The 15,835-nt window shown below is 36.9% G+C and carries 15 protein-coding genes; 9 read left to right on the top strand and 6 right to left on the bottom strand.

Translation table 11 applies throughout. The annotated features are described in order from the left end of the window. Nucleotides 1-930 carry an XRE family transcriptional regulator gene (locus LUD75_RS15825; RefSeq protein WP_232706791.1) on the bottom strand — a complete coding sequence of 310 codons (930 nt, stop codon included), beginning with the start codon at nucleotides 928-930 and terminating at the stop codon, nucleotides 1-3. 103 nt (nucleotides 931-1,033) lie between these two features. Here LUD75_RS15825 and LUD75_RS15820 point away from each other — a divergent pair, with 103 nt between their 5' ends. The 8 genes from LUD75_RS15820 to LUD75_RS15785 all read left to right on the top strand — a co-directional run bounded on the left by LUD75_RS15820 (nucleotide 1,034) and on the right by LUD75_RS15785 (nucleotide 9,727). Next, on the top strand, nucleotides 1,034-1,600 hold the full coding sequence (locus LUD75_RS15820; RefSeq protein ID WP_232706790.1) for a hypothetical protein: 567 nt from the start codon (nucleotides 1,034-1,036) through the stop codon (nucleotides 1,598-1,600). A 16-nt stretch (nucleotides 1,601-1,616) separates the two neighbouring features. After that, nucleotides 1,617-2,216: a CDP-alcohol phosphatidyltransferase family protein gene (locus tag LUD75_RS15815; protein WP_232706789.1), complete on the top strand. Its 600-nt coding sequence runs from the start codon at nucleotides 1,617-1,619 to the stop codon at nucleotides 2,214-2,216. 176 nt (nucleotides 2,217-2,392) lie between these two features. Next, nucleotides 2,393-3,841 carry an asparagine--tRNA ligase gene (gene asnS, locus LUD75_RS15810; RefSeq protein ID WP_232706788.1) on the top strand — a complete coding sequence of 483 codons (1,449 nt, stop codon included), beginning with the start codon at nucleotides 2,393-2,395 and terminating at the stop codon, nucleotides 3,839-3,841. Nucleotides 3,842-3,997: 156 nt separating this feature from the next. After that, complete coding sequence (gene rpoN, locus LUD75_RS15805) at nucleotides 3,998-5,464, top strand: RNA polymerase factor sigma-54 (RefSeq protein ID WP_034976517.1); 1,467 nt, start codon at nucleotides 3,998-4,000, stop codon at nucleotides 5,462-5,464. A 193-nt stretch (nucleotides 5,465-5,657) separates the two neighbouring features. Next, a complete protein-coding gene (locus tag LUD75_RS15800) occupies nucleotides 5,658-6,317 on the top strand; it encodes a succinate dehydrogenase cytochrome b subunit (RefSeq protein ID WP_232706787.1) in 660 nt (219 codons plus the stop codon). Between the two features lie 11 nt (nucleotides 6,318-6,328). Continuing rightward, a complete protein-coding gene (locus LUD75_RS15795) occupies nucleotides 6,329-8,341 on the top strand; it encodes a fumarate reductase/succinate dehydrogenase flavoprotein subunit (RefSeq protein WP_232706849.1) in 2,013 nt (670 codons plus the stop codon). A gap of 6 nt (nucleotides 8,342-8,347) precedes the next feature. Continuing rightward, nucleotides 8,348-8,929 (top strand): hypothetical protein, encoded by a 582-nt coding sequence (locus LUD75_RS15790; protein WP_232706786.1) that lies wholly within the window; start codon nucleotides 8,348-8,350, stop codon nucleotides 8,927-8,929. Between the two features lie 24 nt (nucleotides 8,930-8,953). Next, a complete protein-coding gene (locus LUD75_RS15785; RefSeq protein ID WP_232706785.1) occupies nucleotides 8,954-9,727 on the top strand; it encodes a succinate dehydrogenase/fumarate reductase iron-sulfur subunit in 774 nt (257 codons plus the stop codon). 308 nt (nucleotides 9,728-10,035) lie between these two features. Here LUD75_RS15785 and LUD75_RS15780 read toward each other — a convergent pair whose 3' ends face one another. The 5 genes from LUD75_RS15780 to LUD75_RS15760 form a co-directional block, all read right to left on the bottom strand. After that, a complete protein-coding gene (locus LUD75_RS15780) occupies nucleotides 10,036-10,272 on the bottom strand; it encodes a hypothetical protein (RefSeq protein ID WP_034969986.1) in 237 nt (78 codons plus the stop codon). A gap of 15 nt (nucleotides 10,273-10,287) precedes the next feature. Continuing rightward, complete coding sequence (locus tag LUD75_RS15775) at nucleotides 10,288-11,556, bottom strand: DUF2851 family protein (protein WP_232706784.1); 1,269 nt, start codon at nucleotides 11,554-11,556, stop codon at nucleotides 10,288-10,290. Nucleotides 11,557-11,720: 164 nt separating this feature from the next. Then, nucleotides 11,721-12,875, bottom strand: a complete 1,155-nt coding sequence (gene bshA, locus LUD75_RS15770; RefSeq protein WP_232706783.1) for an N-acetyl-alpha-D-glucosaminyl L-malate synthase BshA — start codon at nucleotides 12,873-12,875, stop codon at nucleotides 11,721-11,723. Nucleotides 12,876-12,887: 12 nt separating this feature from the next. After that, nucleotides 12,888-13,388, bottom strand: coding sequence for a hypothetical protein (locus LUD75_RS15765; RefSeq protein ID WP_232706782.1), 501 nt, complete (start codon nucleotides 13,386-13,388; stop codon nucleotides 12,888-12,890). Nucleotides 13,389-13,404: 16 nt separating this feature from the next. Then, on the bottom strand, nucleotides 13,405-15,156 hold the full coding sequence (locus LUD75_RS15760) for a glycoside hydrolase family 3 protein (protein ID WP_232706781.1): 1,752 nt from the start codon (nucleotides 15,154-15,156) through the stop codon (nucleotides 13,405-13,407). 114 nt (nucleotides 15,157-15,270) lie between these two features. Between LUD75_RS15760 and LUD75_RS15755 the strand changes: the two genes are divergently transcribed. After that, nucleotides 15,271-15,798: a hypothetical protein gene (locus LUD75_RS15755; RefSeq protein WP_232706780.1), complete on the top strand. Its 528-nt coding sequence runs from the start codon at nucleotides 15,271-15,273 to the stop codon at nucleotides 15,796-15,798. The last annotated feature ends 37 nt before the right edge of the window (nucleotides 15,799-15,835 follow it).

The following is a 15,835-nucleotide window of genomic DNA, read 5'->3' as shown; positions in this document are numbered from 1 at the left end:
CTAAATCGAATTCTTCAGACTTTCTATTCTTTCCAACATACTATTGAAAAATTTTTTACGGTCGCGTTGTCCGGAAAAGCTGAGCGACGTTGAGTTTTTGATTTGATGTTGAAAGAAATTGAGCGCATCATCACACGTACTTTGGTCATCCGTCATCATATAACCGAACATATTGTAAGGCACGAAAAGCGATGATTTTTCTTCATTTTTGAATAAAATACTATTGTTCAGAATTAGAATATCGTGGGCATAGATGTGGAAATTTTTGTTTTCATTTTCTGCTTTTTTCTCGATGCTTTTGATTAATATTTTCAGTTCTTCGAGAATTAATTTCGCAGTTTCCTTGGACAGAATTTCGATTTCTGAATAAAATAAAACCTGATTCAGAATGCTGGAAATGGTGGTGTTGTTCCAGATTTCTGTCACGTTCAAATTCTCATATAGACTTTTCAAATCTTCACTTTTGTCGGAATATCTTTCTAATTTGAAATCGTCGAACGGTTGCATAAAGTCTTTTTCGTTCAAGAGATTCATCCAGACAAACAACTTAAATCTCGACAAAACCGAATCCGAAATCGTATAAAAAAACGGAATGTCCTTCGCAGAATAGTAAACCTCGGTTTCTTTGTTGATTTTGAAATCATTCAGAAGATGCAAGGCGTCATCAAAATAATTGAGCAAATCCGTGACGGTTCTGATGGGTTTGGTTTTCTTCGCAATGATTTGTTTGTCACTTTCCATAAAACTGTCGAGCGAAATGTTATAGAATTTTGCCAAAACCAGACTTTCTTCCAGAGAAAATTTAGACTTCATCGATGTTCTTCGGTGCGATGCGTCGTAGCTAATGTTGAGAACATTGGCAATCTCATCGTTCAGAGATTTGTCTCCAATCTTGCTTCGAATCTGTTTCAATAAAAGTTCCTGATACATCTTTTGCGATTTTCACAAATTTAGAAAAAATATTAATTCTTTTCCGCATTGAGAAGATTGGGTTTCGAATATAATTTTACATCATCATTAAAAAGATAAAATTATGAAAACGAAAATATTAGAACTCGCCATTCTTCTGACAACGCTCACTTCTTGCGTTAGTTTTGACAGAAAATTAATCAAAGATGATTTGACAAAGATTTCTGAAAACAACGGGAAATCAATCGATGGAAAATATGAATTCAAAGGTTATGATAATTCAAGTTCATTAATTTCAATACCAAGCGAATCCATAGGAATTGCCAGAATGTTGGATTTGAAAAATCAAGGTTTGGAAGATTGCGACTTGTTGGAAATCAAATCTAAAAAATTGGACACCAAACTTTACGAATTGGAATTGACATTATTCAAAAATGATTCGGTCAAACATTCTTACAAGTTGAACGCCACTTTGAAAAACGGAATCTTGACCTTGAAAAACCGAACGACAAAATGCACTGGAATCCCCTACTTCCTCGGCGGATGCGAAGTTTCCCAATCCAGAATCGGTTTGACGGCAGACAATAATCTTGTGATTCACAGCTACAACGACAACAACGGTTCTTTTCTTTTTCTAATGTGGGCTGGCCGAACGATTAATTACGCAGAGAAATTCAAACGTATTCAATAATTTTAAAACATTAATTATGAAAAAGTTACCATATATTCTCATCGCTATAAGGTTTCTACTTGCGCCAATTATTTTCCTATTGGCTTATTTTGAAATTGAAAATTCCCGGAATTTGATTTTAATATTAATGTACTTCGGATTGTTCACCGATATTTTTGATGGAATCATCGCCCGGAAAGTTGGCGTTTCATCAGAAAAACTGAGACGATTGGACAGCCAAACGGATTTGGTCTTTTGGTTATCGATTGGTTTTGCGACGTTTTTTTTGAATCCGGAAATCATCCAAGAACATTGGAAAAGCATCGCTTTGATTTTCATAATGGAAGCTTTGTGCTATATTGTCAGTCTTTGGAAATTCGGGAAAGAAACTTGCACGCACGCTTGGCTGGCAAAACTTTGGGGACTGAGTTTGCTCATCGCTTTCACTTCTCTTATTGGATTTTCGGAAGCTGGCTGGGCATTTTACTTTTGTGTGATTTTGGGTTTCATCTCGCATTTAGATGTTATTTTGATTATTTTAATCTTACCAAAATGGCAGTTTGATGTTCCAAGTTCCTATCACGCCTGGAAAATCAGAAATGGAAAACTATTGAAAAAATCTGTTTTGTTGAATTAAGATATTTGCTCTCGCTGATTTGGCAGATTGAGCAGATAAAAGTCTCGAAAAAAATCTGCTTGATTGGTAAAATCTGCGAGAAAAATCGATTCAAATTAAAATGGAATAGTTCTGTTGATAATCTCACAATAAATTACAACGTTTTTTCGTAAATTTGCGCACATTAATTTTGTACAATGAAACGACAGACAATTAAAGACCTATTATCAGATTACAAAAAAGTATTACATCACGACATTACCGTTCAGGGTTGGGTTCGGGCTTTCCGTTCCAATCGTTTTATCGCGCTAAATGATGGTTCTACGATTAATAATTTGCAAATCGTGGTTGATTTTGAAAGTTTTGATGAGGAAACCATCAAGAAAATCAATACGGCTTCGTCTTTGAAAATTGTAGGTGAAGTGGTGGAAAGCCAAGGCGCGGGACAAACCGTGGAAATCATTGCGAAAAAAATCACGATTCTGGGCGACAATTTCTTTGAGGAATTGCAGTCCACGATTCTTCAGCCGAAGAAACACAGTTTGGAAAAATTGCGTGAGCAGGCACATTTGAGATTCAGAACCAATGTTTTTGGGGCGGTTTTCAGAATCCGTCACTCGGTGAGTTTTGCGATTCACTCGTTCTTTAATCAAAATCAATTTTTCTACATCAACACGCCAATCATCACTGGCGCTGATGCAGAAGGCGCTGGAGAAATGTTCGGCGTTACGAATTTTGACCTTAATAATATGCCGAAAACCGAAGAAGGCGAAATCGATTTTTCTCAGGACTTTTTCGGAAAGAAGACCAACTTGACCGTTTCTGGACAATTGGAAGGCGAAACTGCGGCGATGGGATTGGGAAGAATTTACACTTTCGGACCTACTTTCCGTGCAGAAAACTCCAATACAACGCGTCACCTTGCTGAGTTTTGGATGATTGAGCCGGAAGTTGCGTTCAATAATCTTGAGAATAATATTGACCTTGCTGAGGATTTCTTGAAATATGTGATTCAATATGTTTTGGACAACTGCAAAGATGATTTGGAGTTCCTTGACAAACGTTTCGAAGAAGAGCAGAAATCGAAACCAGAGAAAGACAGAGCAAAAGAAGGCTTGATTGAAAAACTTCAAAACGTGGTGGCGAAGCGTTTCAAGAGAGTTTCTTATACGGAAGCAATTGAGATTTTATTAAACTCAAAAGAAAATAAAAAAGGCAAATTCCAATATCCGATTGAGAAATGGGGAACCGATTTGCAGTCTGAGCACGAAAGATATTTGGTGGAGAAACATTTCGAAACACCAGTTGTCCTTTTCGATTATCCGAAAGAAATCAAGGCTTTCTATATGAAACTGAATGACGACGGAAAAACGGTTGCTGCGATGGACGTTCTTTTCCCAGGAATCGGAGAAATCATCGGCGGTTCTGAAAGAGAAGCGAGACACGACGTTCTACTTGAAAAAATGAAAGACTTTGGTGTTGACGAGCACGAACTTTGGTGGTATCTTGATACGAGAAAATTCGGTTCTGTGCCACACGCCGGGTTTGGATTAGGTCTTGAAAGATTGGTACTTTTCGTAACCGGAATGACGAACATCAGAGATGTGATTCCTTTCCCGAGAACACCAAAAAATGCAGAGTTCTAAGATTTAACAAAATATAAAAGCAAAAACCTTCAGAAAAATCTGAAGGTTTTTTGTTAACTATTATTAACTCATCAAAAATCGTGCTAAACCTGTTGTTTTTTGAAAATTATTTTTTAACTTCGTAAAAGTTAATCATAACTGATAAACGTTACAAATATGCTAAAGCAAAATCTACAACTTAGACTCGGACAAAAACTTGCTCCACAACAGATTCAACTGATGAAGCTGATACAACTTCATACTTTGGAATTTGAAGAAGAACTTGAAAGAGAGCTTGAGGAAAATCCTGCTTTGGAAAAAGTTAACGAGGAGGAAAGCAAAGAAGACGACTACACCGCTGCTGAAGAAGCCTATGAAAACGAAGGCACAGAAAGCATTGAAACGGATTTCGATGTCAATGATTATCTTTATGATGACGAGCCAAATTACAAGACCGCCAGCAGCAACTACTCTGCGGACGATGAGGAATTTGACAACCAGTCACTTTTGACGGAAGGACAAACGCTTTATGATTATCTATTGGAGCAAATCAGATTGTCAACCGTTGAGGAAGAAGATTTGAAAATTTGTGAATATGTGATTGGAAATCTGGATACAGACGGTTATTTAAGAAGAGACATTAAATCCATTGTTGACGATTTGGCATTTTCACAAGGTATTTATACAACCATTGAAAGAGTTACTTATATCCTTGAAAATTACGTTCAGAAATTGGACCCGCCAGGTGTTGGCGCAAGAGATTTGAGAGAATGTCTTTTGCTTCAAATTGAGAAAAAAGTAAGTTCAAATAAAACTGTAATTCTGGCAGGAAATATTTTGAGAAATCAATTTGATGCACTTGCCAATAAGCATTACAACAAAATCATCCAGAAATACGACATCGAGGAAGAAGATTTAAAAGATGCGCTGGAAGAGATTGCAAAACTATCTCCTAAAGTTGGTGGAAACTTTGATACTCAAACGATTACCATTAACCAGGAAATCATCCCGGATTTTGTACTTCAAGTAAAGGACAATCAGGTTATTCCAACATTAAACAACAAAAACGCACCTTCGCTTAGAGTTTCGGATGAGTACAAAGAGATTTTAACGACTTATTCTCACGATAAAAAATCTGCAGAACACAAACAGGCAGCACTTTTCATTAAGCAAAAACTGGATGCGGCAAAATGGTACATCGATGCAATTAACCAAAGACAGAATACGCTTTTGCAAACCATCACAGCGATTGTAAAACTTCAGAAAGATTATTTTATTTCTGGAGACGAGAAAAACATCAGACCAATGATTCTGAAAGATGTTGCCGATATTACTGGATTTGACATTTCTACAATCTCCAGAGTTGTTAAAAGCAAATACGCCGATACACCAAACGGAATTGTTTATTTGAAAAATTTATTTTCCGATTCATTAACGAATGATGATGGCGAGGAAGTTTCAACCAAAGAAATCAAACAACATTTGCAGGAAGCTATTGATAAAGAAAACAAAAGAAAACCCTGCACAGACGATGCTTTGGTAGGAATCCTAAAAGAAAAGGGTTATAACATCGCGAGAAGAACGATTGCAAAATACAGAGAACAACTCAACATTCCGGTCGCAAGATTGAGAAAAGAATTATAATAGACAAAATCCCGAATCAATTTCGGGATTTTTCTTTTCATATAATATAGATTGACTATCAGATTTGAAATATCGTTAACATTCCCTTAAAGTTATTTAGAAAGATTACAAACTGTATTTTTGTGATATTTCTCAATGTTAGTTGAGTCAACTATTTTCTAAATTTGTGGAAATTCAAATAACAAACAGAATTATGGCAGGGACTACGTCTTCGATAGGCAGAAAATATGCTATGGCACTTTCAGCAATGTTTTTGCTGATTTTCTTGATAATGCATCTTTCCGTAAATTTATTATCAATTTTCGGAGAAACGGCTTACAACAATGCCTCTCAATTTATGGGATACAATCCCTTGATTCAATTTTTGATGCAGCCAGTATTGATGGTCGCAGTAATTTTCCATTTCGTAATGGGATTCATCCTGGAAATCAGAAACAACAGAGCACGTCCTGTAAAATATGCAATGAACCAAGGATCAGCCAATTCAACCTGGATGTCGAGAAATATGATTATTACAGGTGCTGTGATCTTGGCATTTCTAGCTTTGCATATGTACGATTTTTGGTACCACGAGATGAATTACAAATACATTGAAGGTCTTCCTGTAGAGGAAAATCGTTTCTGGGGAGATTTGCACAACAAATTCAGTAATCTTTGGAGAGTTGTACTTTATGTAATTGCATTTGTCTTATTAGGTCTGCACTTAGCACACGGATTCCAGTCTTCTTTCCAGTCCATCGGAGCAAGACATCCTAAGTACACGCCTTTCATCAAAGCTTTTGGAAACTGGTATTCTGTACTTATTCCACTAGGATTTATCATCATCGCTGTTTATCATTTCGTTACTCAATAATAATAAAATAAATTATGGGTTTAGATTCAAAAATTCCTTCCGGTCCACTTAAGGACAAATGGAAAAATCATAAAGATCACATGAACTTGGTTGCTCCAAACAACCGGGACAAAATAGATATTATCATCGTCGGAACAGGATTAGCGGGCGGTTCTGCTGCTGCGACTCTTGCCGAGCAAGGTTATAATGTAAAAGCATTCTGTTATCAGGATTCTCCAAGAAGAGCGCACTCTATCGCTGCTCAAGGTGGTATTAATGCTGCTAAGAATTATCAGGGTGACGGAGATTCAACTTACAGATTGTTCTACGATACGATCAAAGGTGGAGATTACCGCGCAAGAGAAGCTAATGTTTACAGATTGGCTGAAGTTTCTGCAAATATCATCGACCAATGTGTTGCGCAAGGTGTACCATTCGGAAGAGAATATGGCGGACAGTTGGACAACCGTTCATTTGGAGGTGTTCAGGTAAAAAGAACTTTCTACGCTAAGGGACAGACTGGACAACAGTTATTATTAGGCGCTTATTCCGCGCTTAGCCGTCAAATCGGAAAAGGACGTGTGAAAATGCACAACCGTCACGAGATGCTGGATCTTGTAATCGTTGACGGAAAAGCAAGAGGAATCATCGCAAGAAATCTTGTAACAGGAGAAATAGAAAAACATTCTGCACACGCGGTTGTAATTGCTTCCGGAGGTTATGGAAACGTGTATTTCCTTTCTACCAACGCAATGGGATCTAACGTTTCTGCAGCATGGAAAATTCATAAAAAAGGAGCTTATTTTGCAAATCCTTGTTATGTTCAGATTCACCCGACTTGTATTCCGGTTCACGGAACGCAGCAGTCTAAATTAACTTTGATGTCAGAATCTCTTAGAAACTCCGGAAGAATCTGGGTTCCTAAAAATATCGAAGATTCTGTTGCCATCAGAGAAGGAAGACTTAGACCAGAAAATATCGCTGAAGAAAATAGAGATTATTATTTGGAAAGAAGATATCCTGCATTTGGGAATTTGGTTCCTAGAGACGTTGCTTCCAGAGCTGGAAAAGAACGTTGCGATGCCGGATACGGAATCGAAAATAATGATACGAAAGAAGGTGTTTACCTTGATTTCTCAACTGAGATCATCAAAAAAGGTAAAGAAGCCGCTATCGAAAAACATATTCACAATCCTACAGATCAGCAGATTTATGATCTTGGAAGGGCTTGGATCGAAGAAAAATATGGTAACTTATTCGTAATGTACGAGAAGATTACTGCTGATGATCCTTACAAAACACCGATGAAAATCTATCCGGCTGTTCACTACACAATGGGTGGCGTTTGGGTTGATTACAACTTGCAATCTACAATTCCTGGATGTTTCGTCGTTGGAGAAGCTAACTTCTCGGATCACGGTGCTAACAGACTTGGAGCTTCTGCTTTGATGCAAGGTTTGGGAGACGGATATTTCGTTTTACCTTACACGATTGCAGATTACCTTTCTGCAGACATCAGAACCGGAAAAATCTCTACAGATACAACGGAATTTAACGAAGCTGAAAAAGAAATTAAAGAAAAAATCAATTTCTTCTTAACAAATAAAGGAACGCATACGGTAGATCATTTCCACAAACAATTGGGTCATATTATGTGGAACAAAGTTGGAATGGGAAGAACACCTGAAGGTCTTAGAGAAGCGATCAAAGAAATCGAGGAAGTGAGAAACAACTTCTGGAAAGATGTGAGAGTTCCTGGTGAAGCTGACAATATGAATCCTGAATTGGAAAAAGCTTTCAGAGTAGCAGATTTCTTAGAGTTAGGACAATTGATGGCGATTGACGCGCTGAACAGAAATGAATCTTGTGGAGGCCATTTCCGTGAAGATCACGCAACACCGGAAGGTGAAGCAGAACGTGACGATGTAAATTACAAATACGTTGCAGCGTGGGAATACAAAGGTATGGACATCAATCAATCTGTAGTTCACAAAGAAGACCTTGTGTACGAGAATATTGAAGTGAAAGCAAGAAGTTACAAATAACAGCAGATGAAAATTATCAATAAATTATTTGTACTAATTGTCTTGGTTTGCGGACTATCTACTGCGTATTCTCAGAAAGTTACAACACAGGAAATTGACAAGCCTACAGAAGGTAAATCTTTGGTTTACATCTTGAGAACTGGCGCAGGCGCACTGATCAACTTTAGAATTTATGACAAAGATAAATTCTTGGGAGCACTTTCAGGTTTTAAATATATGGTTTATGAGTGTGAACCGGGAAATCACATTTTTTGGGCAGCATCCGAAAATAGAGATTTTGTAGAAGCTAATTTAGAACCTAATTCAGTTTATGTATTGAATGCCGAAGGCCAAATGGGCGCCTTCATTGCGCAGGTAAGTCTTAGTCCTTTAAATCCGAATGAATTTCGGGACAAAAGAACATTTTATCAGGTAGTAAAAGGTGCAAAAAAACAATTATATGTTCCTACAACAGATGATAAAACTGAAAATATCAAAAGTGGATTAGAAAAATATGATGCTTTAAAAGCTTCAAATTCTAAGAAAATAAAAGTATTAGCATCCGATATGAAATTTGAAAATGCTGATAAACCAGAAAAAAATAAATAATCTCCATTCAAAAATATATACAACATGAGTGCAAAAAAAGGCTTAAATCTTACGCTGAAAATTTGGAGACAAAAAAACAATAAAACAAAAGGTCAATTCGAAACCTATAAATTGGCTGATGTTTCCACGGATTCTTCATTCCTGGAAATGTTGGACATCCTGAACGAGCAGTTGATCAACAACGGACAAGATCCAGTTGCATTCGATCACGATTGTCGCGAAGGAATCTGCGGAATGTGTTCACTTTACATCAATGGTAGAGCGCACGGACCTGATACAGGAATTACGACTTGCCAGTTGCATATGCGTCATTTCAAAGATGGCGAAACCATCCACATCGAACCTTGGAGAAGTGCTGCTTTTCCGGTGATCAAAGATTTGGTGGTTGACAGAAGTGCTTTTGACAGAGTAATGGCTGCCGGCGGATTCGTATCTGTGAACACTTCCGGAAACACTTTAGATGCCAACGCAATCCTGGTTCCGAAAGAAGACGCTGACAAAGCGATGGATGCTGCGGCATGTATCGGTTGCGGCGCTTGTGTGGCTTCTTGTAAAAACGGCTCAGCAATGTTGTTCGTTGGTGCAAAAGTATCTCAGTTCGCATTGTTGCCTCAAGGTCGTGTAGAAGCTACCAGAAGAGTTCTGAACATGGTAAAAGCAATGGACGAAGAAGGTTTCGGAAACTGTTCCAACACGGGCGCTTGTGAAGTAGAATGTCCGAAAGGAATCTCTCTAGAGAACATCGCAAGAATGAACAGAGAATATGCGTCTGCAAACCTTAAAACTGCAAATCCATAAGTGTAGATTTTAGAAGTCAGATATTAGAATTTAGACTAATATTTCAAAATACAAATCCGGTTGAGTTTTTCAATCGGATTTTTTGTGGATTATATTTGGGCAGCTATTTCCGTCTTCCGTTCCCAATCTTTTTGCCTTTGCTTTTCCAGCCGCAAAAAAGGATTTCCACTCAAGCCGGGCTGCGGATTTCAGTACAAAACAACATTTGTCTATAAAACGAAAACCCGTTCAAAATCTGAAACATTAAACCGGCTTAAATATCTTTAAAGCAATCTGCAAAATTTGCTAAATCTGCGAGATTAAAATTTTTACAAATCAAAAACACTCGGTCTCTTCGTCACAATACAATCCTTAATCCAGAGCATAAAAGCCAATCCGAGATAAAACAAAAAGAAAATCCCAGCCGTCGCAAACGTAGAATAAATAAAGAAAACACGCAATTTCGAAACCGGAATTCCGAGTTTGGTTCCGTATCTTGTGAGCACGCCAAACCATTCTCTTTCCATTTTGTGGCGCATTCCGTTGATTACAATTGGCTCTTTCATTTTGGATTTATTACTTTAATCGTGGCTCTTCAACAACTGAAAACCGATACTGCAATTTAAGCATTTTTTCTGAGTGCAAAATGTTTTGTATTGGTAAAGAAAAGCCTGTGTCTTCAAAGCATTTTCAAATTTCACACCCAAGTTTTTCCATTCATCCAGTACAGAATTCTTCTCCGATTTCAGCTGTTTGTAGAATTCAAAAATATCATCTACAATTTCCGGATTGTGATTCTTTTGATAAAAATATTTGATGGGAAGAATCGCATTAATGATAATCAAATCGATGAAATCTCTGCTCGACAATTTCTGACTTTCAACCGGTGAAATTTTCCCAAAATTAAAATGATTGTCCCAATATTCCGAAGCCGAAACATTTTCAAAAATCAAATACAAATCATCAACAGTCTTTGCCCCAATAATCTTCGAAAAGAGATTGGGCTGAGAATGATAAAGATTTGCCAATTGCGAAAGCCGAATCGTCGGGAAATTTGGTGGACGGAGTTTTGAGAATTTTGGATTGATTCTAACCTCTGACAAATTGAATTTCACTTTCAAAAAATCAAATTCCCGTTTCCAGACTTTCATCATTTCATCTTTTGGCTCGTCCAGAAAATTACAAATCCCGAATAGCAAAGCTTCCAACTGAACTTTATTCTGTTTGATTTTTTGAATGACTGAGAAATCCAGACTTTCAGCCAATTGCAGAAAAATCTCCGCGTTGACTTTCAATCCAAACGTGTAAGCCAATTGCTGAAACAGAACCGCTTCATAATTATTCTGATTTTTCTTTAATGATAATTCCAACGCCTCAGATTTGAAATCCAATTTTTTCAACAAAACTTCCTCCTCAAAAAACAACGGAATTTTATCTTTATCAAACAAATCTTCACAAGGAACAAACGAATGTTCTTCCCTCAAATTCTGATGTTTTTGAATCAAGGTTTCATCAATATAATCCTTGAGTTCCAAGGTCGGAATCTGTTGGTTTTCCAATTCAGGAATTTCGCAATCATTGATATAAACAGCGTGCAAAATCAAATTCCCAAACTCGGGATTTCCGGAATGATTATGGAAAAACCAATCGGACGCTTTGGTGTGAATTTCGATGTTTCCGGCGAAAATGATATTGTCAATTTTAATCTTTGCAAACAAAAAATCCGGTCCCGAATTCTTATTCCATTCGCCGAATTCTAAGATTTCAATATTCTTTCCATCAACGGAAACAAAATCGAACCGCCGGAATTTCTTAAAATTCCAGAGATATTGTAATATTTCTTCATTCATTTGTGTATTGATTTTCGTTAAACAAAAACCCTTTCAAAGTACGTGACTTCGAAAGGGTTAAGTTATAAAAATATTTTTAATTGTGAATTAATATTGGACACTTCGACTCCGCTCAGTGTGACATTTCAATAATAATCATTTGAGCATTGTCAGTCGAAGACCTTCTATCTAACATCAATCAACTTAGCTTCTTCAAACTTCGTAATCGTGGTTTCGTACATCTCGATGTAGATTGGAAGGATATTTTTGAGGTCGAATTTCAGTGCTTGTGCTTTCGCATTCTTTTTCATTTCGGCAAGAAGCTCTTCGTTGCTCAAAAGTTTGATGCAGTAATTGGACATCGCTTCCACATTTCCGATTTCAGCCAAAAATCCGGTTTCGCCTTGAATATTAACTTCGGGAATTCCACCCGCATTACTGCTGATTACCGGCGTTTTTGCCGCCATCGCTTCCAGAGCCGCCAATCCGAAACTTTCCTGCTCGGAAGGCAAAAGAAAGACGTCTGAAAGCTGAAGAATCCTATAAAGATCGTTGACTTTTCCAAGCAACTTGATTTTCCCAATCAATTCTGGATTTTCTTCCAGAAACTGGTTGATTTTCTCCATCTCTGGACCTTCGCCGATGATGATGAGTTTTGATTGTACCTTTCTGTTCACATTCCTGAAAATCTCCAAAACATCCTGAATTCTCTTTACTGGACGGAGATTCGAAACGTGAATCAGGATTTTTTCGTCGTCGCTGGCAAACTGTTCTCTTTGGCAAGTTTTGCAATCATCGAAAACAGAATTATCAATAAAATTGGTAATCACCTGAATCTCTTTGTGAATATTGAAAAACTGGAGCGTATCTTTTTTCAGACTTTCGGAAACAGAAGTTATCGTATCGCTCTGATTGATAGAGAATTCGACGGCGTGTTTGTAACTTGGATGTTGGCCAACCAAGGTAATATCTGTCCCGTGAAGCGTCGTCACCAAAGGCACATCTTTGTGTTCTGCCTTCAACATTTGCTTTGCCGTGAACGCGGCGTAAGCATAAGGAATCGCATAATGCGCGTGCAAAATATCCAGTTTGTAAAGGTTGACAACTCGATAAATCATCGATGACAAGGCGATATCATAAGGCTGGTACTGGAACAACGGATAAGTCTGAACATTCACTTTGTGGAAGAAAATGTTCGGATTGGTAACGTCCAAACGTGCTGGCAATGCAGAACTTATGAAATGAACTTCATAACCTTTGTCGGCCAGACTCATTCCTAATTCCGTTGCCACAATTCCGCTTCCGCCGTAGGTTGGATAGCAAAGTATTCCTATTTTCATTAATTACTTATTTTATTTTCTGTGATTGTTTCCTTTTATTTCATCAATGAATAATAATTTCCCATCAACGATATTGTACAGTCTAACAGGATAAACAATGTCTATTATTGGTGAATTTTTTAAAATATATGTTTCAATATTTTCCTTCTTTTTTACAGTGACAAATCTGTCAATGAAATTTGCTTCATCATAAATTACTGTTTTTTGTAAAAATTCATCTTGATAGACACCATAGCACAGTTTTTTTAAATCGTCTCTTATTCCAAAGACTGACATTGTGATAAATAAAGAATAATTTTTATCTTCTGGATTGGAATATTTTGGAGGTAAAATTACCACTTCGTAAATAAAATGTCCATCACTTAAAAATTGAGAGTCAGATTTATCAATAGGATTTTCCTTCTGATATTTAATTATTTCTTTATATAAATCATTGTTAATACCTGATGTATTTTCTTGTTTTGCACAAGACAATAGAAAAAACAGAATAATAATACTTGCTGGAAATTTCATTTTTCGTCTTCCAAATTTACTCAATTACTGTCTTGGAATTCTTCGTTTCCGAACTATTTTTTCTATCGGTTTGATTGGCTGGGATTTTAGCGTCAATATCCATTCCCATTCCGAATTTTAAATTGTCATTGACCAAAACCGGAAGTCTTCCCCAGATTTTAGTTTGACCTAAAAGTCCGTTGGCTGTGGCTTTCATCGCGTCATCATTATTTTCGTAAGAAACTAAGACTGTGGAAACTTTGGAAATATCAATATCTTTCAAAGCGTAAGGACTTCCGAAAACATCAAGAATCACAGTTTGATTTTTGCTTAAATCTGAAAGAATCTTTTTGCTTGAATCTGAGATTTTATATGGTTTGTAAGCCGTGGAATTATCTTTATGAAAACCGACAATCACTTTTGAGTTAGCTGGAATTGAATTGATTTCCGAAGCTTTTTTCAAAATCACCGTCGTTTCTGTATTCAATTGATTGAGGAAAGTTTCGTAAGGCGCTTCTTCCAACGGAACATAATAATAAGTTTCTTTGCAATCAAGAGGCAACAATTTCTTGTCATTTTTAATTAATGTCAAGGCGTTGGAATACATTTTCTGGACGATTTCGGAATGTGAAGCGTTGTTCAAATCTTCGTTGATGTTTTCCGGGTTAACGTTGGAATATTTATCAAGACCTAGAAAATATTTGGTCAAAAGAATTTTCTTCACGCTCTCCTCTACTCTACTTTGCGAAATTTCTTTATTATCAATCGCTTTCTGAATCAACCTTTTTCCAGTTGCAACATCCTGCGAAAACAACATAATATCATTCCCAGCTTTGAAAGCCAACGCATCCAATTCTCCCGCTTTGAACTTGTTTGCAACCGCGCCCATATTAAGCGCATCGGTGATAATCAAACCTTTGTAGCCGTATTTTTCTTTCAACAATCCAGTGATGATTTTTTTGGAAATCGAAGCTGGAATTCCTTTTTCGATTTCAAGACTTGGAACATAGAGATGTGCGACCATTACGCCACCGATTCCTTTGTCCATCAATGCTTTGAAGGGTGCTAATTCGGTTTTTTCCAATCGTTCCATATTGTGGGAAACAACTGGCAAATCCAAGTGAGAATCTTTGTCCGTGTCGCCGTGACCAGGAAAATGCTTGATTGCGCCAAGAACTTTGTTGTCCTGCAAACCGTTGGAATATGCCAAAGCGGAATTCACGACATTATTGACATCAGAACCGAAACTTCTGTTTCCAATAATTGGATTGTTTGGGTTCGTATTCACATCCACAACGGGCGCAAAATCCCAATTGATGCCCATCCGCTTGCAGTCTTCGGCAATTTTGGATGCCATATCGTGAATCAGATTTTTATCCTGAATCGCTCCCAACGTAATTGCCCAAGGATATTTGTGTGCTTTTGCAATCCTCTGGAAAACGCCCCATTCTGCATCCATCCCAATCATCAACGGGACTTTTGACTTGGACTGGAATTCGTTGACCAAATTAATTTCTCTCGTCGCATCGTCTTGCATCAAAATCAATCCACCGATTTTATCATTCAAAACAATATTTCGGATTTGGTTGATGTGTGCTTCGTCCTTATTCGTATAAAGTGCAACGATGAAAAGCTGACCAAGTTTTTCCTCCTGTGAAAGCGCATTGTAGGTTTTATCAACCCAATCGTTTGCTTTTTTGAGGTCGGAACTGGAGAGATTTTTTGGTTGGTATTGAGGGAAATAAAACTGCGAAATAAAAGTTATTATTATAAGACTTAACCTTTTCATTTTTTTGATATCTAAAATTTTAGAAACTTTCCATAAAGATATTAAATCCGCTGAAAACAGCTATTTTTATGGTCTGTTATTTGTAATAAAATTATAACGTAAAAAATTTAACTTATGAAAAAGTTCCTTCCCCTTTTATTAATACTGATTTCCAGTATATTTATTTTTAGCTGTAAAGATGACGATGATGATGTGCAAGTACAAGTTGAGTATCCTGCTGTTTATGATGTCAATCTTAATTTTATAAAAGATCCTGAATTTAATAATTTATATCATTACACTGTCGAATTCAACCGTGCTCTATTAAATCAAGATATTGTTTTGGTTTATCGTAAAAATAATCCTGGCGCAAACAGCCCAATTTGGGAGCCTCTTCCAAAAACTTATTACTTTAGCGGAGGTAGTTCAATGGATTACATTTTCGATTTTACAACTGCAGATGTTCAATTAACTTTAGATGCAGATTTCGATCTTACTATACAGGATGGCCTTTTCAAGAGCACATATCTCAATGGACAAACTTTCAGAGTTGTTTTAGTACCAGCGGTTTTTGGCAAAAATTCTGTTGATCCACGAACTTTATCTTACGAAGAAGTGATTGCAAAATACAATATCGACGACAGCAAAATTGGTAAATTGTAAAAAACACTTATCAAAATAAACTAGGACCATTTAGAAT

The organism is Epilithonimonas sp. JDS, from assembly GCF_021261315.1.
In the GTDB taxonomy this organism is placed as follows: Bacteria; Bacteroidota; Bacteroidia; order Flavobacteriales; family Weeksellaceae; genus Epilithonimonas.
Note: the sequence above shows the minus strand (reverse complement) of the source record. Positions and strands in the feature narration are given on the sequence as shown.